Annotated in this window: 19 protein-coding genes and 1 tRNA gene; 8 read left to right on the top strand and 12 right to left on the bottom strand. The window is 43.9% G+C overall.

What is annotated here, in order from left to right; genetic code table 11:
* The first annotated feature begins 159 nt into the window (after positions 1 to 159).
* On the top strand, positions 160 to 1353 hold the full coding sequence (locus tag MIC7126_RS0118910) for an MFS transporter (protein ID WP_017654738.1): 1194 nt from the start codon (positions 160 to 162) through the stop codon (positions 1351 to 1353).
* 193 nt (positions 1354 to 1546) lie between these two features.
* Here MIC7126_RS0118910 and MIC7126_RS0118905 read toward each other — a convergent pair whose 3' ends face one another.
* Positions 1547 to 2350, bottom strand: coding sequence for a Uma2 family endonuclease (locus MIC7126_RS0118905; RefSeq protein WP_017654737.1), 804 nt, complete (start codon positions 2348 to 2350; stop codon positions 1547 to 1549).
* 246 nt (positions 2351 to 2596) lie between these two features.
* Here MIC7126_RS0118905 and MIC7126_RS0118900 point away from each other — a divergent pair, with 246 nt between their 5' ends.
* The gene (locus MIC7126_RS0118900) at positions 2597 to 3427 is read left to right on the top strand and encodes a metallophosphoesterase (protein WP_017654736.1); all 831 of its coding nucleotides are present in this window, start codon (positions 2597 to 2599) and stop codon (positions 3425 to 3427) included.
* Between the two features lie 131 nt (positions 3428 to 3558).
* On the top strand, positions 3559 to 4386 hold the full coding sequence (locus tag MIC7126_RS0118895; protein ID WP_017654735.1) for a metallophosphoesterase: 828 nt from the start codon (positions 3559 to 3561) through the stop codon (positions 4384 to 4386).
* A 166-nt stretch (positions 4387 to 4552) separates the two neighbouring features.
* Here MIC7126_RS0118895 and MIC7126_RS29565 read toward each other — a convergent pair whose 3' ends face one another.
* Positions 4553 to 7903, bottom strand: coding sequence for an FG-GAP-like repeat-containing protein (locus MIC7126_RS29565; RefSeq protein ID WP_017654734.1), 3351 nt, complete (start codon positions 7901 to 7903; stop codon positions 4553 to 4555).
* A 1068-nt stretch (positions 7904 to 8971) separates the two neighbouring features.
* On the opposite strand from MIC7126_RS29565, the gene MIC7126_RS29560 reads away from it, so the two are divergent.
* The gene (locus tag MIC7126_RS29560; protein WP_202951049.1) at positions 8972 to 9160 is read left to right on the top strand and encodes a hypothetical protein; all 189 of its coding nucleotides are present in this window, start codon (positions 8972 to 8974) and stop codon (positions 9158 to 9160) included.
* A 7-nt stretch (positions 9161 to 9167) separates the two neighbouring features.
* Here the strand turns inward: MIC7126_RS29560 and radC are convergent, their stop codons facing one another.
* The 5 genes from radC to MIC7126_RS0118865 all read right to left on the bottom strand — a co-directional run bounded on the left by radC (position 9168) and on the right by MIC7126_RS0118865 (position 13881).
* Positions 9168 to 9896, bottom strand: coding sequence for a RadC family protein (radC, locus tag MIC7126_RS0118885; protein WP_017654733.1), 729 nt, complete (start codon positions 9894 to 9896; stop codon positions 9168 to 9170).
* Positions 9897 to 9991: 95 nt separating this feature from the next.
* Positions 9992 to 11587: a diguanylate cyclase domain-containing protein gene (locus MIC7126_RS0118880; RefSeq protein WP_017654732.1), complete on the bottom strand. Its 1596-nt coding sequence runs from the start codon at positions 11585 to 11587 to the stop codon at positions 9992 to 9994.
* Entirely contained in the window at positions 11568 to 12395 is an 828-nt protein-coding gene (locus MIC7126_RS0118875) for a FecR family protein (RefSeq protein WP_017654731.1), read from the bottom strand. Before MIC7126_RS0118875 ends, MIC7126_RS0118880 begins: the two co-directional genes overlap by 20 nt.
* Positions 12396 to 12410: 15 nt before the next feature.
* Complete coding sequence (locus tag MIC7126_RS0118870; RefSeq protein WP_017654730.1) at positions 12411 to 12809, bottom strand: hypothetical protein; 399 nt, start codon at positions 12807 to 12809, stop codon at positions 12411 to 12413.
* A 133-nt stretch (positions 12810 to 12942) separates the two neighbouring features.
* Positions 12943 to 13881, bottom strand: coding sequence for a phosphoribulokinase (locus MIC7126_RS0118865; RefSeq protein ID WP_017654729.1), 939 nt, complete (start codon positions 13879 to 13881; stop codon positions 12943 to 12945).
* A 175-nt stretch (positions 13882 to 14056) separates the two neighbouring features.
* On the opposite strand from MIC7126_RS0118865, the gene MIC7126_RS0118860 reads away from it, so the two are divergent.
* Entirely contained in the window at positions 14057 to 14719 is a 663-nt protein-coding gene (locus tag MIC7126_RS0118860) for a class I SAM-dependent methyltransferase (protein ID WP_017654728.1), read from the top strand.
* Positions 14720 to 14932: 213 nt separating this feature from the next.
* Here the strand turns inward: MIC7126_RS0118860 and trhO are convergent, their stop codons facing one another.
* Positions 14933 to 15844 (bottom strand): oxygen-dependent tRNA uridine(34) hydroxylase TrhO, encoded by a 912-nt coding sequence (gene trhO, locus MIC7126_RS0118855; protein ID WP_017654727.1) that lies wholly within the window; start codon positions 15842 to 15844, stop codon positions 14933 to 14935.
* Positions 15845 to 15915: 71 nt separating this feature from the next.
* Between trhO and MIC7126_RS0118850 the strand changes: the two genes are divergently transcribed.
* Positions 15916 to 15988: transfer RNA gene (locus MIC7126_RS0118850), tRNA-Ala, on the top strand.
* A gap of 9 nt (positions 15989 to 15997) precedes the next feature.
* On the opposite strand, the gene MIC7126_RS0118845 is transcribed toward MIC7126_RS0118850, so the two are convergent.
* Positions 15998 to 16654 (bottom strand): DUF938 domain-containing protein, encoded by a 657-nt coding sequence (locus tag MIC7126_RS0118845; protein WP_017654726.1) that lies wholly within the window; start codon positions 16652 to 16654, stop codon positions 15998 to 16000.
* 124 nt (positions 16655 to 16778) lie between these two features.
* Between MIC7126_RS0118845 and MIC7126_RS0118840 the strand changes: the two genes are divergently transcribed.
* The gene (locus MIC7126_RS0118840; protein WP_026100368.1) at positions 16779 to 18167 is read left to right on the top strand and encodes a lysophospholipid acyltransferase family protein; all 1389 of its coding nucleotides are present in this window, start codon (positions 16779 to 16781) and stop codon (positions 18165 to 18167) included.
* A 294-nt stretch (positions 18168 to 18461) separates the two neighbouring features.
* On the opposite strand, the gene MIC7126_RS0118835 is transcribed toward MIC7126_RS0118840, so the two are convergent.
* The 3 genes from MIC7126_RS0118835 to MIC7126_RS0118825 form a co-directional block, all read right to left on the bottom strand.
* Entirely contained in the window at positions 18462 to 18992 is a 531-nt protein-coding gene (locus tag MIC7126_RS0118835) for an FKBP-type peptidyl-prolyl cis-trans isomerase (RefSeq protein WP_017654724.1), read from the bottom strand.
* A 79-nt stretch (positions 18993 to 19071) separates the two neighbouring features.
* Positions 19072 to 19395 (bottom strand): phasin family protein, encoded by a 324-nt coding sequence (locus MIC7126_RS0118830; RefSeq protein ID WP_015132139.1) that lies wholly within the window; start codon positions 19393 to 19395, stop codon positions 19072 to 19074.
* A gap of 217 nt (positions 19396 to 19612) precedes the next feature.
* Complete coding sequence (locus tag MIC7126_RS0118825) at positions 19613 to 20560, bottom strand: NAD-dependent epimerase/dehydratase family protein (protein WP_017654723.1); 948 nt, start codon at positions 20558 to 20560, stop codon at positions 19613 to 19615.
* A 328-nt stretch (positions 20561 to 20888) separates the two neighbouring features.
* Here MIC7126_RS0118825 and MIC7126_RS0118820 point away from each other — a divergent pair, with 328 nt between their 5' ends.
* A complete protein-coding gene (locus tag MIC7126_RS0118820) occupies positions 20889 to 21440 on the top strand; it encodes a 1,2-dihydroxy-3-keto-5-methylthiopentene dioxygenase (RefSeq protein ID WP_017654722.1) in 552 nt (183 codons plus the stop codon).
* Positions 21441 to 21454: the final 14 nt, after the last annotated feature.

Here is a 21454-nt window from a genome sequence, read left to right as displayed (position 1 = left end):
CGAGTTTTGAATTAATATGCGGATAGGTGTTGAGGTTAGTTGTAGATATTAATCAAAATATTGTTTAGTAATATCAAAATTATGCAACTGTCACAGCCATTTTGCCGTTGATGTTTGTCCTACAATCACATTACTAACACTAGAGAGTAAGACAAAATTATGGTTAACTCTTTCAATTCCCGTCCAGGGATTTTATGGCGACAAGTTTGGGGATTAGCTACTTTAGTGGCGGCGATTAGCTGTAGTTGGATGGCTTATAGTTTGTATCAACCAAAAATTTTACAAAAGCTAGAATTTGTGGAATTAGCAAGTTATTTAGGGATATTTCAAGGGTTACTCGCCACTTTTATAGAACCTTTAGTAGGTGCAATTTCTGATCGTATTCAACACCATTTAGGGAATCGCTTACTAATCGTCACTGTGGGGGTAACATTAGCAGGTTTGATTTTTGTCGCTATTTCGTTGTTGCTAGAACAGAATTTACAAGGTGGTATCCGTTGGGTAATACCTGTATTAATGACTCTTTGGGTGATCGCCATGATTAGCTTTCGTGGCCCAGCGATCGCATTGTTAATGCAGTTTGCACCCATAACCGAATTACCTCAGGCTAATGCTGTGCTGGTGTTTGTATTTGGGTTAATCGGCGCAATTGGCCCTTTGCTGAATATATTTCTCAATAAAATTGGTGCAACTACAACTTTTCTTGTAAGTGCGATCGCCTTGCTGATGGGAGCATATATTTTACGGTCATCAACTCCAAATCGCACTTTTAATTCTGCTATTCTTAATCAAGATATACCAGCTACCACACCGCTTCTACTCTTAATTTTAGTTTTTATTGTCGGCTTAGGCGCAGGGTTAGAAATCAATTTATTAATGTCTATATTTCCACGCACATTACAAACTCAGCTACCCAGCATCAAGTTAGAATTTATTACTTCAGGGATACTTTTAGTAGCAGCGATCGCCTCTGTTCCCCTTGGAGAATGGACTGCACAAATAGGTGCAAATAAAGCTATTACCCTTGGTTTAGGCGCCATCACCGGCTTGATGGGATTAACATTATTAAACGACAATGATATTTTAGTAGTTGGATTTATTCTAGCTTTTGGTATCAGTTTTAGTTTAGTTTTTGTCAGCATGATTCCCTTCGCTTTAGGCAAAGTTACCCCCCATCAAGCAGGCTTAGGAACTGGGTTATATTTCGCCGGGGCTGCTGGTGCTACTGCGCTAGTATCACTGCTAATTAAAGAAATTGGGATTACACCCATAGCAGCATTTTTATTAGCTGAAGTGGCTTTTTTTGTGATAGCTGGTTGTATTTTTGTCAGCAAAAAAATTCAACTAGCGTAGTGAAAAAAGTATGAAGTATGAAGTATGAAGTATGAAGTCTGTAGACGCACAGCGGTGAGGGAGTCGCAGTCTTGGACGCCACTTGCTAAAGAGCGGGAAGCCTTCTGGTGGGTGTCTATAAGCCGGTAAACCCGCCCAAGAGACTGGCTCCCCCTTGTTGGTGACTTAATTTAATTGCGAATTGCGAATTGGTTCATACTTCCGGTTCTATTCCCAATGCGCGTAACTGTGCTGTCAGACGTTCAGTTTTTTGACGTTCTTGTTCAGCTTTTTGACGCTCTTGTTCAGCTTTTTGGCGTTCTTGTTCAGCTTTTTGGCGTTCTTGTTCAGCTTCGATGATTGCGGCTTCTTCTGGCAGCAAAACTAAAGCACCAGAAGGATGATAAAATCGCAACCATATCGCTGTTTCTCGGTTGATTGTTCCTTGCCATGTTCCCAACCAAAAGCCTAAAGTTTCGCACCATAGCCACCCTTGCTCATTTGCGGCTATGGGTTGATAACGTAGATGAGCATCGAAGTGCCATCCTTGCAAAGAATTAGGTTTAAAAGGATCAAAAACAAAGTAATCCGGTGTTCGGAAAACCCGTTCATAAATATCTTTCTTGGTCGTTGTGTCAATTTTAGCTGTTGAAGGTGACATCAATTCTACGATTACATCTGGGTAGCGTCCGCCTTCATCCCAAACTACCCAGCCTTGTCTAGATTTATCACCTTCAACATCGAGTACTGCAAAAAAGTCAGGGCCACGGAAATCTTTGTTACGAGCCTGAGCACTGTTGTAGTACACGAACATATTACCACCTGTGAAGAAGTCGTTACGGTCAATCCAAGCTTGTTCTAATGACCGAATTAAAACATTCATTGCAATGCGGTGGCGATTACTTTCCAAAGGTTCTCCATCATCAAAAATCAAGTCAGTAGGAGGCATGGGGGGATTTTCCCAGTCCCACGATTCTACATCTTGAGAGATTGTCTCTTGTATAGCTTCGGATGACATTGCTGTGCTCTCCCCAGTTTGAGCTTTTATAATTTTAGATTAACTGATGAAGTTGTGATACTGGTTGTTAGTTCGTAATTGGAGTGGTGCGATCGCATTATTAACAGCTAAAATTCAGCATAAGTACGCAGAAAAATCCCCATCTTCATGAATTTTTGAAGAAGTTACTACAGCGGTGACAGGCAAATAGGGGATTTTTCGTTAAGCTATAAGCGCTATGGTTAAGGACTATTGAGCGCTTCCTCTATGCACTGGTTGTCATCTGGGCCGTTGAGTATCGAAAAATTGACGGTGAGGATTGCAGACTTACCTAGCTGTTTACGAGGTAAGAAGCTGGTGCAGTTGTCAGATTTTCATTATGATGGTGTCCGATTGTCAGAGGAAATTTTAACAGCAGCGATCGCAGCTAGCAATCAAGCTCAACCAGATTTAGTCCTCCTCACAGGCGACTATGTAACCACCAGCCCAGCACCGATTCACTCTTTGATACTACGGCTTAAACAGCTACAAAGTCGCGCTGGTGTCTACGCCATACTAGGAAACCATGATATTTACTACAAACACTCAAAAGCAGAAATTATCACCGCCCTGAATAGTATTGGAATTCAGGTGTTGTGGAACGAAATCGCCTATCCATTGGGAACAAAATTACCTTTAGTAGGACTAGCAGATCAGCGATCGCCTGAATTTAACCCCGCGCAAGTTATGAACCAGTTAAACCCCGCCACGCCCAGGATTGTATTATCTCACAACCCTGACACCGCAGAGATACTGCAAGCATGGCGAGTAGATTTACAACTATCTGGTCATACTCATGGGGGTCAAATTGTGATTCCTGGTCTAGGGCCTGCAGCACTTATTTATAAAAAAACAGTAGGAAAAATACCTAAAAAACTGAGACGCCGCATACCTTTTTTGCGCCGCGATTATTCAGTCGTCCGCCATTGGGAATGGTTACAGGGTTTACACAAAATTGGGAATAATCAACTATATGTTAACCGTGGCTTGGGAAGCTATCAACCAGGTCGTTTGTTTTGCCCACCAGAAGTGACTATTATTACTCTACAAGACCTGTAATTTTTCTACAGAATTTAATGTGCTTGATAAATTTTGTTCTGTTATTGTGACATAAATTGTCGCAGTTATGCAAGATAGATTTTGATTTTTGGTAAGCTGTAAGCGCTGCTATGAGGAGTATCTATTAAGCTATGCACTGGTTATTTACAGGACATTTAAGAGTAGATAAACTAACGGTTAAGATTGCCAACTTACCTGCATCTTTACGAGGGACAAAGTTGGTGCAGCTATCAGATTTTCATTACGATGGTTTGCGGCTGTCAGAGGAGATGTTAGAAAAAGCGATCGCCCTGAGCAACGAAGCAGAAGCAGATTTAATTCTCCTCACCGGCGATTATGTCACTGACGATCCCACGCCAATTCACCAACTAGTGCGGCGTCTTAAACATCTAGAAAGTCGTTGCGGAGTTTATGCCGTACTTGGCAACCATGACATACAATTAAGTCATTCAAAAGCAGAAGTTACAGACGCATTTACTAGTATTGGCGTCCATGTTCTTTGGAATCAAATCGCCTATCCACTAGGTCAAGAATTACCATTGGTAGGGTTAGCTGATTACTGGTCAAGGGAATTTTATCCCGCACCAGTGATGAATCAACTCGACTCAGCGACACCCCGCATTGTCTTATCTCACAATCCAGATACAGCCATGATTTTGCAAAAATGGCGAGTAGATTTGCAGCTATCTGGTCATACCCATGGTGGTCATATCGTCTTACCAGGGATTGGCCCCCTAGTTTTCTATTACAAAAAACTCCTGAAAAAATTACCTAAAAAATGGCGACGTTGGATCACACTCCTACTAGGCGACTCTTCTAAAGTCGTGCGCTATTGGGAATGGGCCCAAGGATTTCATCGTGTAGCTAATAATCAGTTGTATGTCAATCGTGGCTTAGGAACTTATCGACCAGGACGGTTATTTTGTCCACCAGAAGTGACAGTAATTACCTTAATTTAGTTGAGCTTTAGTGACGATTGTTTAATATCCATAATTTAGGTCAAAACATTCTTTCATCTCCAGACTTTTAGTAACCATTGCTGACATGTAGAGACGTTGCTTTTGCTTCGTCTCTACATGTTGAGCTTAACTGAAATGTATTGATTTATAGCCTGCTAGCAAATTGCTACGCAATTGTTGTCAAATTAACCTTGACAATCACATCATTGAAATCTCTATCACCTCCGTTGACTAAATCTTCAAAACCAAAGACATTATTACCCAATAAGCGAATATTATCTGACTTATCGGCATTAGCTCCTAAGAATGGGAAATAAACCGCCGGATCGTTATTAGGATTAGCATCTAAAATTGCATCCGGTCTACCATTAACAATCAAAAATGGTGCGAAGATAGCACCAGCTTTGAAAGTACCAGTAAAACTAGCTGTACCTTGGTTATTAACTGTCAAGTCAATACCCGCAACACGCCCCCGAATAGCTGCTTGGGTGTAACCAGCTTGTCCAGTCAAAACATCAGCTTTGCCATCGCCATCAGTGTCTATACCACCATTTTGATCAACGACTTGATAAAAGCCAACAAAGTTATTGAAAGCTGCTTCTCTAAAAACTGTGAACTCAGCTTTAACTGATTGTTTGACATCTCGCAAATCAATGATTTCTCCTTGGGAGTCACTCTGGAGATTTGTACCTAGAGCAGAAGATTGATTTGTCTGCTTAATATTCACCGTAAAATCTGGGAAGGCAATAGAAAAAGCATTGTCTCCCAAATTGGTAATTTTTAGTGTCGCTGGATTCACAAATTGTAATTCGCTGATGGGGGTAACTCCTGCCCGTACAGCATCCAGAGAAGTATTTTTTGCCAATATCAGCCGCACATTAGCACCAGAATTTAATTCGACTAAACTGCTGACATTTTTGACATCAAAGCCATTAGGAGAATTAGCTAGGGTAGAGAAGATTGTTTTTGATCTTTCTAATGCAGCTTGGGCGTAACCTGTTGCATTTGGAGCAATACCGTTAATCGTACCGTTAGCATCATCAACGGTAAAGAAACCCAGTTCACTCACCTGATTAGGACTGCTTCCAGTTAGCGTCACTTGCAGCTTAACTTTAGCAGTATTACCTTTGATGTTAAACACATCATTAGCCGGATTTGTCAGTGCGTTAGTGGGATTCGTCGGATTCGTCGGATTCGTCGGATTCGTCGGATTAGTGGGTTGACTACTATTATTAACATTAATAGTCAACGCCTTATCAAAAGAAAGATTACCCTTATCGGTAGTGCGGACATTGATTTTATAACTAGCCTTAGTTTGAAAATTTGGAGAAGAATTAATCTTCAAACTATTGCCATCAATTGTGAATGCACCATTATCAACACCATCAGCCCCAGCAACTAAAGCATAGGTGAAGGTGTCGTCTTTGTCTTGGTCAGTACTAGTGAATGTACCGATGACTGTTCCTGCTGCCACCTTATCATTAACACTGGTCGCGCTTAATGCTAAGTTGGTTGGAGCCTCATTGACATCTTTGATAGCGATTGTTAACGCCTTCTCAAAAAACAGTCCACTTTGGTCAGTAGTACGGACACGGACACCATAACTGGGTTTGGCTTCAAAGTTAGGGACAACATTAATTTTTAACTGATTCCCGTCAACGGTGAAGGCAGTATTATCCGTGCTACCAGTGCCTGTAACTAAGCTGTAGGTGAAAGTGTTACCCACATCTGGGTCAGTACTAGTGAGTGTACCGATGACTGTTCCCGCAGCCACATTCTCGTTGACACTGGTTGCACTCAACGCCAAATCTGTCGGTGCGTTAGTCAGACTCGCCGTATTGAGCAACACAGAAATGTTATTACTGAAATAGTTAGCGACTGCTAAGTCTGGCTTCTTGTCGCCGTTGAAGTCCCCTCCAGCCACCCCAAAGGGAAGACTGCCGACGGTGAAGTTAGTAGCGGCGCCAAAACCGCCGGTGCCGTTACCCAATAATACTGAGACGTTATTGTTACCCTCGTTTGCTGTTACTAAGTCCTGCTTACCGTCGCCATCAAAGTCCCCAACTATTATAGACAAAGGACCTGTCCCGACAAAGAAGTTAGTAGCAGCGCCAAAGCCACCCGTACCATTACCCAATAGTACAGAAACGTTGTTGACGGCGTTATTCGCTGTTACCAAGTCTAGCATATTGTCGCCGTTCAAGTCTGCCATCGCCACAGCAACAGAACCAGCCCCAACAGTGAAGTTGGCAGGAGTGGCAAAGCCGCCTGTGCTGTTGCCCAATAATACGGCGACGTTGCCATCGTATGCCACCGCCAAATCCAGCTTATTATCTCCGTTCAAGTCCCCCGATGTTATGGCTTTGGGGTTCTGGATGACGATGTTAGTTGGGGCAGCAAATTGCCCTGTGCCGTCGCCGAGTAGTAAGGAAACTGTGTTTTGCTCGAAGTTTGCTGTTGCTATATCTCGCTTGCCGTCGCCGTTGAAGTCCCCTGCTGTGATCGACCTGGGATTTGCACCAATGGTGAAATTTGTCGGGCTACTAAAGCCGCCGGTGCCGTTACCTATCAGCAGGGAGATGTTTTGGCTATCTAAGTTCGCTGCTACTATGTCCAGCTTGCCATCGCCGTTGTAGTCTCCTACTGTCAAGGCAAGAGGGCCATCTCCCACAGTGAAGTTGGTGGGGGTAGCAAAACCGCCGGTACCATTACCCAGCAGTATAGAGATGTTGTCACTGTTAAAGTTCGCTGCGGCTAAATCTAGCTTACCGTCGGCATTAAAGTCTGCTACTACGACGGTATAGGGATTATTCCCGACGGTGAAGTTGGTGGGGGTGTCGAAGTTGGCGGCTAATACTCCGGGGTATGCGGCCTTGACTTGTGGTTTTAAGGCTAGGCTGGTAGTGATTTTACCGATATTTACTTCTAATTCCCAACTACCCCCAAGTTGGCTATTACCGATTTTTTGAGTGGAAGCGGCGATATTAGCCCCGGTGATTTGGTGTAGTTCCTCAATGAAGGCTTGTCCTTTCCTACCAAGGGCGACTTCGCATCCGTAGATGAGAATTTCTGTAGCTGACCACTGTTGTAGCTGCTGGCGATAGATTTTCAGGTTGTCTAAATTTAGTTGAGTGTTACCTAATTGCAGACTACCAGAGCCACCGTGTGCAATTATTTGGATACTGGCAGCAGGATGGTTGCGTAGGACGGCGCTGATTTGGGCGATGCCGTCTTGGTATTGATTGAGAATAATTACTTTATCTGTGAGGGAGACGCCTTGAGCTAGCATCTGATAATCATCAATTCCTGAATCGATGATGACGAGTGAGTGCTTGCTGAGTGCGGCTATTCTGGTAGTTTTATGAGCAGTAATTGTCATTAATTTTTCAGTATTTCCCTGTTCGGGGATTAAGTTGACGATAAATCTCTCTCGTGCGACACAATTACTTGGACTCGGATAACTGAAATGCACAAACTTTACTAGTAAAATCACTGTTGCGGTGATTTCGGCTAGCACTAGTTTCTGGTAAAAAAACTTACAGTGTTTTTTGGGTTAATGCGCTAAGTTTTAAGAACGCGATCGCTACGCCCTGGTTATCGATAAATTCTTGTTTTTTTCTAGCTTCCAGCCGAAAAACACCATTGCTTAATTTAGGAGGCTCTGCCTCTTAAGGACGCATTCTCTACCTCTGGTAAAGAAGGAGTCGGTAGATCAACACTTCTGTAAGCTGGATGCACTAGTAACTTCAGTAGATGAGCACTTCTGTAAGTGGGATGCACTGGTAAGTAACTGTTGACAGGAGATTCTATGTATAGTTATTAACTAAACTCTTTAGATTATATATTTCTATGAGATTTATTGCTAGTGTCAAAAATCACATTTTTATGTGATCAGGGAAACTTCGGCAGTAGATTTTCTCTCCGTATTCAGGTGTCACCCATGAAAATTGCGTAATTACTCTTAAGCTCATCGATGAGAGCGGGCATAGGGAATCGGGCAGGGAATATTACCTGTTTGCCCAATGTGCCATTCCCAGCCTCCACAGGTGATATTTATTTATGTTGAACTATTTAACACATAAAAGTTTAACCGCCTCCAGCTACGACAGATAGACATCAGCAGCTGCGGCGGTTATTAAATATGCAATCTTGCAGTAAAATTGGCAAGTCAGAGGAAAATTACTTTACTAAGGTGAACAATTTTCGCTACCCCTCCCTGAACCACTAACTGTACATCCTTAATGCTGACTAAGTAGGAACTTCTGGCTGCGCTTACAAAGACCTCCATAACAACTCACTGGACTTAAGGCAAAAACAATTATTAAGGATGCAATAACGGAACAGTGATTACAAGGACGTTAGAGCAGGAGGCACAGGCTCTAATGTGAAGGTTTTGATTTAAGTTTTAACCTTTTTGTACCTTGCTCTTAATTTAGCATTCTCTACTTGATGCATAAACTGATATTTACCAAACTTGAGTAGCATTAATTTGTCGTAACAGTTCAGAAATTTTTCTTAAGAATATTACTACTTGACATTTGTCACCATAAACGCGTGTTGTGTTAAAGATGATTGGCACTGGGAGGTGGAACTAGATCGTACTCCGGATTGGCGGGAGCAATTGATTGCTGAGATTGCAGGTCGTGCGATCGGATTTATCCAGATTATCGACCCGGCGAGGGAGGAGAGCCATTATTGGGGAGATGTACCAGAGAATTTTCGCTGCAACTTTAGTTTCTTATCTGTTCCCTGTTCCCTGTTCCCTTTTTTGTAGGAGTGATTTACTCGTCTTGAGGATGTTCATCCCATAAAGTTGTAATTTCTCGCAAACTCTGGTGATTGCCATTACCGAGGATGAGATGATCTAACAAGGGAATGGCTAAAAGCTTGGCTCCAGCTAATAACTGGCGCGTCAATTCTATATCTTCTTGACTGGGTTCAACGTTACCAGAAGGGTGATTGTGAGCTACTATCATCCGTGTTGCACCTTGGCGAATTACTTCCCGAAAAATGTCGCGGGGAGATGCTAGGGTTTCTGTGGCGGTGCCGATAGTAATTACTTGGGTGCCTAGCAAGCGATTCCTCACATCTAACATAATCACCGCAAATTTTTCTTGAATTTCCCACATCAACTGATGACTCACTGATGCTGCTGCTGCGCCTGGACTATCGATAAGTATGCCATCGGGACGGGATTGAAAGGCACGTTTACCTAATTCAACTGCTGCCAAAATAGTTGTCGCCTTTGCTGGCCCAATTCCGGGAATTTGCATCAATTCAGCTGGTGTCACTTCTCGCAACACTGCTAAAGGATCGCGCTGATGTTTACTCAATTCGCTGAGAATATATTGCCCCAAACCCACTGCAGATAGTTTTCCTGGCCCTTGACCGGTGCCGAGGAGAATAGCAATTAACTCGGCGGTGGCTAAAATATTCGGCCCATGAGTCATTAATCGCTCACGGGGGCGCTCATTTGTGGGTAAATCGGCAATTCTGAGGCAATAGGTCATAGAATAACTGCGGGAATAGTCACCAAAGATGGAGATATCCTTATTTATCCCTCGTTTGCGCTCATAATCATCCGCTGTTGAGAAAATATTTAATTTTACTCTAAGAAGACTGAGCGATCGCGCCCTTGCTCTTTTGCTGCATAAAGCGCCTGATCTGCTTTGGCAATCAGCAGTTTTTGAGCATCTTGAGCATCAGGAATTTTCGTATAAACACCTAAACTCAATGTGACATATTCGCTAGCTTGAGAAGCGGCGTGGGGAATTGCTAAGGCTTTGATACGCGCCCGAATAATTTCTGCAATATGCATTGCTCCAGCTGCATCAGTGTTGGGTAAAATCACGGCAAACTCCTCACCTCCATAGCGGGCGACTAAATCGGCAGGGCGTTTCACAGACTGCTGCATAGCTTGTGCGACCCGCTGTAGACAACTATCCCCGGCTTGATGTCCATAAGTATCGTTGTATTTTTTAAAGAAATCGACATCACAAAGAATCAGCGATAAAGGAGTAGCCGCCCGCGCCCCGCGACGCCATTCTTGATCGAGATATTCATTAAAGCAGCGACGGTTCGCAATCTGAGTCAGTGCATCAATGTTAATTTGGCGTTGCAAATCCTGGATAGCTACATCTTGCTTGAATCGTTGACTGACTACTAAAAAAGCTGTGCTGAGACTCAGCGCCATCATTGGTGATGCGACAGGAAGCAACCAGTAACCAAGCTTCAGCGCCGCTAAACTAATAATTGCCCACACCAGACAACCAACTAGCCAAGCGACTAATTGCCAACGCAAACTCCAGCGAGTAATAATTAAACTCCAAAAGATGCTGATCACTGCCACAATAGTGAACAACAACTCAGGCGATAATCTACGCAAAAAGGACTGGTCGAGGAGATTATTTAGCACCACCGCATGAAGATATACGCCGCTAAAGTGAGAGTTGCGGTCGAAGGGAGTAGAGTTGATAGAATCAAGACCGATAGCGGTGGCACCAATCAAAATAATTTTGTTTTTGAAGGTTTGAGCCGGAATCTTTCCCTCTAAAATATCAACAAACGAGTATAGGGGAGCACCACGCGCAGCACCCGGATAATTAATCCACAACGGTGCGCCGAAATCAGGTGTGTGGACATGATCCCAAGTCGTAGCATAAACATCACCAGCAGCGATTCCCAAGGCGGGAATCCCTTGGAGAGACGGAGCGATGTAACGGGTAATACCATCTGGGTCTTGATATTTGGCAATGTGACCGCTAGCGATCGCTGCTGCTTGTAAGGTAGGAGTAGATACTAAAGGTTTTCTTTTGGCATCCCAAGCTTGAGCCAAAACAACCAGACCATGACGACTCATAGCCTGAGCTAGTTGAGTATCTTCGGGAGTTGTTTCTGAAAAAATTACATCAAATACCACCATATTTGGCTTGGCAACAGATAAATTTTTCAGTAAAGTTGCGTAGTGTTTTCGTGTCCAAGGAAACCTACCCAGTTTTGTGACGCTAGCATCGTCAATACCGATGACGACCACCTGTTGATTCCAAGGAATTTCAGAACGGAGTTTAAATAAAGCGATATAAGCCAGCCGCTCTAAAGGATTGAGGATGTTGAGTTGGAGGAGACTCAAGACTACTAAGGCTGCAACAGCGCCGGGTATCAGGCGCGACACCTGACGCCAACTAAGGAACTGCCAATTCATACAATTGCTTTTTTCCTAATGGAGTGATGACTAAAGCTTTAATTCTGCGGTTAGCTGATAAGGGCACGGTGATATCAAATTTGCCCTTGGTATCTGTATTTACAGTGTGTTGGACAATTTTCAGCATGTTGACCGGATCAATATTGCCGACAACTCTCACTTGATGTTTGTGAGTTATGATTTGACTGAGATTGAGGTGAGTATTTTCTTGTATGGGAACTGGTATAGAAGGTGGCTCACCCTGTGCAGTAAAGTTTTGGAAGCCAGCGTTGACTAGCACAGTTTGCCCTTGGGCTGCGGTAGCAACGCCGCCCTCTAGAGTTGCTACACTTGTTTTACCGTTGGGCTGTACGGTGACGCCAAACTCTGTACCCCTGACGCCGCTAATACCGACGGGAGTATGAATTTCTAAACGTGAGGCGGGATTGGTGAAAGGACGCACTTGCAACCGCACTTGTCCAGCTTTGACTGCAAGTTGGGTGATTTTTCCACCACTTTTAGCTGCTTGCAGTTCCAGCACTGTGAGTGTTGTATTTTCTGACACCTGAATGAACCCCATACCGCTATCTAAGGCGAGAATTGTTCTGGAGTTTTCTTTGGTACTAATAGTATCTCCTACAGCTTGGAGTCGCATTCCGTTGACAGCGGGTTGGAAATTCCCCCCGCGAGAATACAACACGGTTCCTGTGAGGTGACGCACTTCTAACCAACGCTCGATTCTGACTTGTATTTGCTCGTTGGCGATAGAAGGTGGGGTATAAATTACGCCTATTAAGGTTAAAGCAGCGTAGATGCACCAGTTTTTCATCTTTTGCATACCCTCTCAACGAAAATAGACGACTCGCGCGTCTAGTCCGTGCGATCGCAACAAGTCAGACAGGCGGTAAGCGTCTGCTTTTTGGGAAAAACTTTCGGTAAATACATAATTCCCCAGTTGATGATGTGCTAAAAAGGCATGAGATACACATGCTTTGACGGAGTTGAGGAGTTGATCCGATTCACCGGGTACTATTACTATGTATGGTTGTTCTGGCAATTTGCCAATGACGATCGCATTCTCTGGTGAAAAACTATTATGGGCTACGGTAGCTGGAAGCTGGCTTTTTGGTTCGCACTTGGTCGATTGTGCCCAAACTGCAGAAGATAAGGCATTCCAGAGTATAATTCCGGCTACTGCTGTAACCAGATATCTGTTTATCGGCTGACTAAATTGACGTGGCATTTCTGGGATATCAGTAGCTAATCATACTAGTTAGCTTTCCCTGGTGTTGGGGTGATATTTCATTTTTGCCAAAGTCAAAGGGAACAGGTGAGCCAGCACGGTCTTGGCGGTTTCACCTGTTAAGAGTTCCCTTTCACAAGTATGTTTGCGTTGCCTTCAGCATATGATATGTAATGATTAACTGGGTGAGGGCGAGGGGATAACTTTGCAGTGTTTCTCCAGTTGTGCCAGCGATTTTACCTAATTCGGGATTACTTTCGCGATCGCATATGTTCCGTAAGTGTGGCATATCAGAACAAATGATATGCTCTAATTTGTTGACTTGTTCTAAGGTGGCGTGACCATCAACTTCTAGGACATCTACAGGTTTACTCATATCTCTATCTAATCCTAGGCGAATGGCTGATTGAGAACTACCGTTGCTAGCGTTAATAATTGAGGTGAAGTCTGGATGGGGAATTGTGGGACGGAGTACCAAACGCACATTTAGGTGTCCATTAGTACCGTCTGTTTCTTCTTGCGCTGGGTAAAAACTCACCACTATATCCGACCATTGTCTCTGGGGACGGATAAACTGTTCTGAGTCTGGTTCTCGCTTTTCTAATTCTGCTAACACTTGTTCTGGTGTGTAGCCTCGCTTGAGTGTATCTCGCTTGACTTTCCATTGAGCACGCAGCGGTTCGGGGGGTGCGAGGTAAACTTTGACGTCGTAGGCATCACGAGCTGCACGGGTAGAATAACCAAGTAAGCCTTCAATGATCACGAATTTACTCGGCTTGATGTATTGGGGTGGCTCAAATGTACCGCTTTTGTGGCTGTATACTGGTTTGAGAATTGATTGCCCTGTGCGTAGCAGCGATAGGTGCTGCTGCATAATATCTAAATGGTTGCAATCGGGGTGGAGCGCAGTGATACCGATTTCTGCCCGTTGTAGGCGGTCGTAGCGGTGGTAATCATCTGTACAAATGAGGGTGACATTTTCTGGCCCGAGTACCTGAGCAATCCCCCTAGTCAGTGTTGTTTTCCCTGCGGCGCTATCACCGACAATCCCCAGAATTATTGGACGGCTCATCAATACCCTCCCAGAACAAGAACATGTCTAAATAATTAATAATGTTTTTAATTTTAGAAGGGAAGTTGACCAGGAAATCAAGGAAAATGCTGTACGCAACATCTCTACACATAAGCTGCTTTTTTTACTCACGGTGGATGGGGAAATTGGGAGAAGGAGGGAGAACTAATCACAAATGGCTAAGCAAACACTAGGACTTACACCAGATTTATATGAATATCTACTATCTGTCTCGTTGCGAGAGCCGGAAATCTTAACTCAGTTACGACAGGAGACAGCCCAGCAGCCAATGGCGAGGATGCAGATTGCACCAGAACAAGGGCAGTTTTTGGCGTTGCTGGTGCAATTAATGCAAGCAAAAAAAACCTTAGAGTTAGGTGTATTTACTGGTTATAGTGCCTTGGTGGTGGCGTTAGCGTTGCCGAGCACAGGGAAGGTGATAGCTTGCGATACTAGTGAAGAGTGGACAGCGATCGCTCGTCGATATTGGCAGCAAGCAGGGGTGGCTGATAAAATTGACTTGCACATCGCCCCAGCACTAGAAACTTTGGCGCAGTTATTGGCGGGAGGTGAAGCTGAGAGTTTTGATTTTGCCTTCATCGATGCTGATAAAAGCAACTATGAAAATTATTATGAGCGATCGATACAACTAATTCGTCCAGGAGGACTCATAGCGATCGATAATGTCTTATGGTCAGGCAGAGTCGCAGATCCGCAAGTCCAAGACAACAGAACTAAAAAAATCCGCGCTTTTAATCGAAAGTTGCATCAAGACGAGCGTGTTAGCCTCAGCTTAATTCCCATTGCTGATGGTTTAACTTTGGTGCGGAAGAAGTAGGGATTAGGGGTGAGGGAAAACAATTTTGGCGTTGCTGATTGGGGGTATGAATTTATTTCGCGCATAGACGCGGAGCGGCTTCCCGCAGGGTAGGCGCAAAGGCGCAAAGGTACAAAGAAAAAGAAGGGTATTTTTGGCATTTCATATTCTGGTTCAGCAACGCCAGAAATTTTTATTGTTTTTTGGTCAATCCTAAAACATCTTTGCGTTGTATTACTCTAGGCTGTATGGTTGCTGGTTCTTCAATTGCAATTGACGCCATTTTTCTTGTTGACGGACTTTTTTTTCTGCTGTTAAATTATCGAAGCAATAAGGGCAAGAAATACCTGCTTCATATTTGGAAGATGCTTTGTCTTCGTCAGCAATTGGTCGTCCACAACCGAGACATAATTCATGATTACCTGCGGCTAACCCGTGACTAACGGCGACTCGTTCATCAAAGACAAAACATTCCCCTTCCCATAAACTTTCTTCGGCGGGAATTTCTTCTAAATATTTGAGAATGCCGCCTTTGAGGTGATAAACTTCTGCAAAGCCTTGAGCAAGCATAAAGGCTGAGGCTTTTTCGCAGCGGATACCACCTGTACAAAACATGGCTACTTTCTGATGTTGCTTGGGGTCGAGGTTGTGGTGAACATAATCAGGGAATTCGCGGAATGATTTTGTTTGTGGATTTTGTGCTCCTTTGAAACTGCCGATATTCACCTCATAATCGTTGCGGGTATCAATGACAATCACTTCTGGATCAGAAATTAAATCATTCCATTCTTGAGGATTGACATAAGTACCAACTTGTTGATTAGGGTCTACTGTTGGCATTCCTAAAGTGACAATTTCTGATTTTAACCGCACTTTCATTCGTTCAAAGGGCGGCGTGTTGGTGTAAGATTCTTTGTGTTCTAAGTCTGTTAAACGAGAATCAGCACAAAGAAAGTTTAACACTGAGTCGATTGCTTGACGGGAACCTGCGATCGTCCCATTAATACCTTCCTGAGCTAGTAAAATTGTGCCTTTGATGCTTTGCTCTTGACAATAAGACAGCAACGGCTCTTGCATCTCGGTAAAATCCGGTAAGCTGACAAATTTATAGAATGCGGCAACAACTTGGATATTTTCTGGCTTCATGCCTGTATAAATGAAACAATATCGGTTACAATAACGAAAGCAGTTTAAATTACCTGCTTGTTTAATTTTACGGGGGTTTAGCTCAGTTGGTAGAGCGCCTGCTTTGCAAGCAGGATGTCAGCGGTTCGAGTCCGCTAACCTCCACTACTACTATTATTTCAGATTGGCAGAACGCTCGAATATCAGTGAAAGATTATTCGCCGGCATTTGGTAAGTCTGTTTGAAAATCAGGTGTTGGGCGGCTGCGGCTGCAACAACTTCTTCTAAATTACGTACGCCCCACTCTGGATTTTGGGCGATTAAGGACTCATCAAAAGCTGCATTACTAGGCGCGGTATGTTCTCCACCTTGTTTGAAGGGGCCATACAAATAAAGGATACCGCCTGATGGTAAAATACGACCAGCACCAGCCATTAACCCCAAACAAGCAGACCAAGGGGAAATGTGAATCATGTTAATGTTGACGATCGCTGTGATTGGCAAGTTGTGCAAATATAGCGAGAATTCAGCCACTTCTACAGGCCAAGTCGGCGCAGTCGCATCCAATTCTATTGGTGGATAAAGGTTTTTACTGGGAAAATGTACCCCCCATGACGCGATGCTAGCTCTTAATTCGGGATTGGGGTCAGAAGGGAGCCATTGACGAGGGTTGAGGTGGGGTGCAAAAAAGACTGCATGTTCTCCAGTCCCACTGGCAATTTCTAAAATAGTACCACTGGCAGGCAAGGCTTCTAGAAGCACTTCTAGAATAGGTTGGCGATTACGTTGTGTAGCTGGTGCGTATTTTCTTGTATCTTCTGGTGTGTTCATCATTCACCTTCATAATTAAGCTAACGGCAATGTTTAGAATCAAGCTGCTAGGCTTCTACGCTCCCTTGTAAAATTGTCAGCATTGAGGAAGCGATCGCTTTGCAAAACTATTCTGGAGCGCAACTTGTCTAAATCGATTTCATCTATTCAACCGCCACTCAAGTTTATCCCCATACGTTACAACCCGCTTGTACTCCAGATTACCCGATGGTTAATACCTTTTTTGATCAGGTTTCGCACCAGACCTTGGCTACCAGCAGGGATTTTGCGAGTTCAACCTGAGAATGCAGAAACATTAGCTCAACTTTATCAACAATTTCAGGCTGGGAAAATTCGTTTGTTGTTAGCATGTCGTCACCCAGAGGTAGACGATTCGGCGTGTATGTTGTACATGCTTTCCCGTGTCGTCCCCAAGGTAGCACGTCAGCGAGGGATTGCCTTAAAACGCCCCATCCACGCTCATTTTCTCTACGACCGAGGGATGACTTTATGGGCGGGAAATTCCCTAGGATGGTTTTTCTCTCGGATTGGGGGTGTTCCTGTGCGTCGGGGTAAGCGATTAGACAGACACGCTCTGCAAACGGCACGGGAGTTATTTGCTGATGGTAAAATGCCGTTAGCAGTTGCACCAGAAGGCGGTACTAACGGTCATAGCGGTATTGTTAGCCCCTTAGAACCGGGTGTCGCTCAAATGGGTTTCTGGTGTGTGGAAGATTTGCTCAAAGCTAATCGCCCTGAGACGGTTTTCATTCTCCCCATCGCTATTCAATACCGTTATGTACAGCCACCTTGGTCAAAGTTGGACTGGTTGATCTCTAAATTGGAAGCTAATAGCGGTTTATCTGTGCAATCGGTTCCTGACTCGGTTGACGGACAAGAAGAGATTTTTTATCAACGCCTTTGGCGACTGGCTGAACATTTGATGACTGAGATGGAGGAGTTTTATCGTCGCTTCTATCATCAAAATCTGCCAGATATTCCTAATCAAGAATTAATTGATAGATTACACCGCTTACTAAATACAGCTTTGCAAGTTGCCGAGCAATATTTTGGTGTACAATCACAAGGCAGTTTTATTGACCGTTGTCGCCGTTTAGAAGAAGCGGGTTGGAGTTACATCTATCGGGAAGATGTAGCAGATATTGATGCTTTACCACCTCTCAAACGGGGACTCGCAGACTGGGTTGCTCAAGAGGCTGATTTGCGGATGCGCCATATGCGGTTAGTGGAAAGTTTTGTGGCTGTAACTATCGACTATATTCAAGAAAAACCTACTGTGGAACGGTTTGCAGAAACAACGTTGCTGATATTCGATATGATGTCTAGAGTGGGTGGAGGGATATTACCTGCTCGTCCGCATCTGGGTTGGCGAGAAGCGCAAATCACGGTAGGGGAACCAATTTCCGTCAATGAACGCTGGTCAAATTATCAAGCGGGACGTCAAGCTGCTAGACAAGCTGTAAATGATTTGACACAAGATTTGCAAGTGGCGTTGGAGAAGTTGATTGGATAGTGGCTGAATTTGGTTATGTAGGGGCACATTTGCACCCATTGGTGTCAACTTAAGCTAAAACCTTTGTCCCCCAGGCGTTTTACCCCACCCCTTAATCCCCTCCCCTTGGCAAGGGGAGGGGAGGTTTTGCGCCAGCAAAGCCGGGGTAGGGTAACGCGGATTGTCATGGTGAGTGAGTAAATCCAAAATCGAGTTTTGACAAGGGTTTCACGTTAAGTTGACACCAATGATCTGCACCCCTACACAAGTGGCATATTATTATACCAAATTCTGCATGGGAATGGTGAGAATTCCCTACTTGATATCTAACAATTCCACATCAAAAACTAGAGTGGCGTGGGGTGGAATCACACCACCAGCACCACGAGCGCCGTAACCTAATTCTGAGGGAATAATTAACTGACGACGATCGCCTACTTTCATCGTGCTCAGTCCTTCATCCCAGCCTTTAATTACTTGTCCCACGCCGATTTTAAAACTAAAGGGTTGACGGCGATCGCGTGAGCTATCAAACTTAGTACCATCTTCCAGAGTGCCGGTGTAGTGGACTATAACCGTCTGTCCGGTTTTGGGAGTTTCCCCAGTCCCCTGTTCTAACTCAATGTATTTTAGTCCAGAAGGCGTGGTGACAACGTTGGGATCGTTGGCGTCAGATATAGTGTTATTCACAATTAAAGTCTGGTTTGTAGTGGTAATAGTGGACACTAATGCAGTTTGGGTAACATTAGCAGCGATCGCAGAGTCCTGTTTACTGCCAACTTGCGCTAACACCAAAACTACAACACACGTCAGCATGAGTGCCACACTGAGTAAAATCGCTTTCAAAATTAGCTCCCCTTACTTAAGTAGTCTGGCTGTGATCGTGACTCACACGACAGATTCAGTTTAAAGCACAATGAGTATTTTAACGCCAAAGCTTATTTTCTAAATCGCGTACTTGACGCTCTAAACGGTCAATTCTACCGCGCAATTCGTCCACCTCAGACTGACGAGCCACTCCCAAATCTTGCATCATATTCCGCATTTGGCGCTGCATTTGGGCATCCCAGTTACCCTGTTCTGACTTTAACTGCTGTGCAATATCATCCATCACGGCTTTTGCTTGCTCAGGGTTGAGTTTACCATCTTTCACCAACTCATCGCCCACTTGCCGCAGTTTGTCTGCTACCAAAGATGTAGTACCAATACCCAGCATTAATAACTGCTGCATCCAATTATTATTATCCATACTGCCTTCCTGTTACTTGATTGCAACCAGCCGACTACACCTGAGTACACTTAGTCAAGCTGTGCTCGCAGCGTAGTTATTCTAGCCTACAGCTCTATTTTGGCAAATTGGCGAGCGCCTAGAGGGCGGGTTATCCGAATTCAAAATTTATTGAAAAGGGAACAGGGTTTTTTCACTGTTCCCCGTTCCCTGTTTTCTTTCATTTTCCGCGAAATGTCTAATACAAAGACTTCACCCACCGCCATTCCTGCGTTAGCCCGTCGCGCAACGATACTTGCGGTTGATATCCCAAAATTTTCTTGGCTTTTGAGACATCAGCAGCGGTGTGTCGAGCGTCTCCTATGGCTTTTTCTACGTAGTGTTTTTTGATGGGTTGACCAACAATTTCCGCCATTGTGTCTAACACTTGGGTTAAAACTACTCTGCTACCACCGCCAATGTTGAAAATTTCGCCCACAGCTGCGGGTACGGTAGCAGCGGCTAAATTAGCAGCGACAGCATCACTAATAAAGGTGAAGTCACGTGTTTGTTGTCCGTCGCCATAAATAGGAATCGCTTCATCCTGTAAGATTGCCTTAAAAAACTTATGAAATGCCATATCTGGGCGTTGTCTTGGCCCGTATACAGTGAAATAACGCAAAGATACGACAGGTACACCAAAGTTATTGTGATACAGTCCGCACAATCTTTCCGCTGCTAGCTTAGTTATACCGTAGGGAGAAACAGGTAAGGGACAAATTCCCTCGTGGGTGGGTAAAGTTTCCGCATCACCATAAACGCTAGAAGTGGAAGCAAAGACTAACCTTTTCAAAGTTTTTGCATTCTTGGCTGCTTCCAATAAAACTTGTGTCGCATTGAGATTCCGTTCAGTATAGGCGTAAAAACTTTGTCCCCAGCTTGCTCTTACTCCGGCTTGTGCAGCTTGGTGATAGACTACATCCACATCTTCTAGCAATTTTTGCCAGTCTAATAACTGAATATTTCCTTCAATTAATTTAAAGTTGGGTGAATTGATTAAGTGTGCTACATTCTTGCGTTTCAACAAGGGATTGTAGTAATCATTGAATTCATCAATTCCAATTACTTCTAATTCTTGTTGTAATAATGATTCCACAATGTGGGAACCAATAAAACCTGCGGCTCCTGTCACTATTACCTTAGCCATATTTCTGATTGTTTTGATAGCTTTTTTCGTCTGAATATTTATAGGTTAATACTTACAATCATTAATCGTCATCATCTTGCAAGTATTGTTTAATTAATTATCTTTAGCTGATAAAAAACTAGAATTATTACTAACATTTGCGGATGAAAAACAACCGTAATTTTAGGGAATAGTTACTAATTTGGGGTGAGGGGTGAGGGGTTAGGGGTTAGAAGTTGGGGAGCTGAGTACCTGATGTCGGGTCAAACTCCGGTTTGCCCATCGGAGATAGTGGCTTTTTGAGTCAAAGTTGAGTATACTCGTTTTAACGATTAATCAGATTTCTTTGATGGCTACTCTATTACTTGACGACGGCACGCTCGCTACTGACTTGAATGAGATAACTCGTGAACTCGATACCCTCGGTATTTATCTCAAACATTACGAACCGGGAACATCGCTACTTTTCCCCAATTTGCTGGGACAGGACATTTTGACTGATGCTGAGAAGTGCTACATTTTAGAACTGCACAGTAGCGTTTTTGAATTTCTGCAACAAGAAAACGGCTATCTTTGGTGCGACTTGCTGAGTATACATCCTGGTTCGCCTCATCTGCAAACAGCGATCGCTACTTACAGTCGTTATCACACTCACTCAGCCCCAGAACCGCTTTATGTTTTAGCTGGGGAAATGCTTTTCGGCTTTGTGCGCGCCGATGGTGTGCAAATACAATTACTCCTACAAGCACAAGACTATCTGGTCATTCCCCCAGGCGTCGAACATTGGTCTAGTCCTACGGCATCATTGTACTGCAAAGGTGTACGCTACTTTACCACGGCTGAAGGCTGGTTGCCTACATACACAGGAACTCAATTAAGTGATTCCTCCAACAAGCCTTAATAACTACCAGCAGA

Source organism: Fortiea contorta PCC 7126, assembly GCF_000332295.1.
GTDB lineage: Bacteria > Cyanobacteriota > Cyanobacteriia > Cyanobacteriales > Nostocaceae > Fortiea > Fortiea contorta.
Note: the sequence above shows the minus strand (reverse complement) of the source record. Positions and strands in the feature narration are given on the sequence as shown.

Bases quoted from the DNA above. Each gene is read 5' to 3' on its own strand.
- MIC7126_RS0118830 (WP_015132139.1), bottom strand. From the start codon at position 19,395: ATGGATAATAATAATTGGATGCAGCAGTTATTAATGCTGGGTATTGGT.
- radC (WP_017654733.1), bottom strand. From the start codon at position 9,896: ATGACCTATTGCCTCAGAATTGCCGATTTACCCACAAATGAGCGCCCC.
- MIC7126_RS0118860 (WP_017654728.1), top strand. From the start codon at position 14,057: ATGGCTAAGCAAACACTAGGACTTACACCAGATTTATATGAATATCTA.
- MIC7126_RS0118910 (WP_017654738.1), top strand. From the start codon at position 160: ATGGTTAACTCTTTCAATTCCCGTCCAGGGATTTTATGGCGACAAGTT.
- MIC7126_RS0118865 (WP_017654729.1), bottom strand. From the start codon at position 13,881: ATGAGCCGTCCAATAATTCTGGGGATTGTCGGTGATAGCGCCGCAGGG.
- MIC7126_RS0118825 (WP_017654723.1), bottom strand. From the start codon at position 20,560: ATGGCTAAGGTAATAGTGACAGGAGCCGCAGGTTTTATTGGTTCCCAC.
- MIC7126_RS0118880 (WP_017654732.1), bottom strand. From the start codon at position 11,587: ATGAATTGGCAGTTCCTTAGTTGGCGTCAGGTGTCGCGCCTGATACCC.
- MIC7126_RS0118905 (WP_017654737.1), bottom strand. From the start codon at position 2,350: ATGTCATCCGAAGCTATACAAGAGACAATCTCTCAAGATGTAGAATCG.
- MIC7126_RS0118870 (WP_017654730.1), bottom strand. From the start codon at position 12,809: ATGCCACGTCAATTTAGTCAGCCGATAAACAGATATCTGGTTACAGCA.
- trhO (WP_017654727.1), bottom strand. From the start codon at position 15,844: ATGAAGCCAGAAAATATCCAAGTTGTTGCCGCATTCTATAAATTTGTC.
- MIC7126_RS0118845 (WP_017654726.1), bottom strand. From the start codon at position 16,654: ATGAACACACCAGAAGATACAAGAAAATACGCACCAGCTACACAACGT.
- MIC7126_RS0118875 (WP_017654731.1), bottom strand. From the start codon at position 12,395: ATGAAAAACTGGTGCATCTACGCTGCTTTAACCTTAATAGGCGTAATT.
- MIC7126_RS0118895 (WP_017654735.1), top strand. From the start codon at position 3,559: ATGCACTGGTTATTTACAGGACATTTAAGAGTAGATAAACTAACGGTT.
- MIC7126_RS0118820 (WP_017654722.1), top strand. From the start codon at position 20,889: ATGGCTACTCTATTACTTGACGACGGCACGCTCGCTACTGACTTGAAT.
- MIC7126_RS0118900 (WP_017654736.1), top strand. From the start codon at position 2,597: ATGCACTGGTTGTCATCTGGGCCGTTGAGTATCGAAAAATTGACGGTG.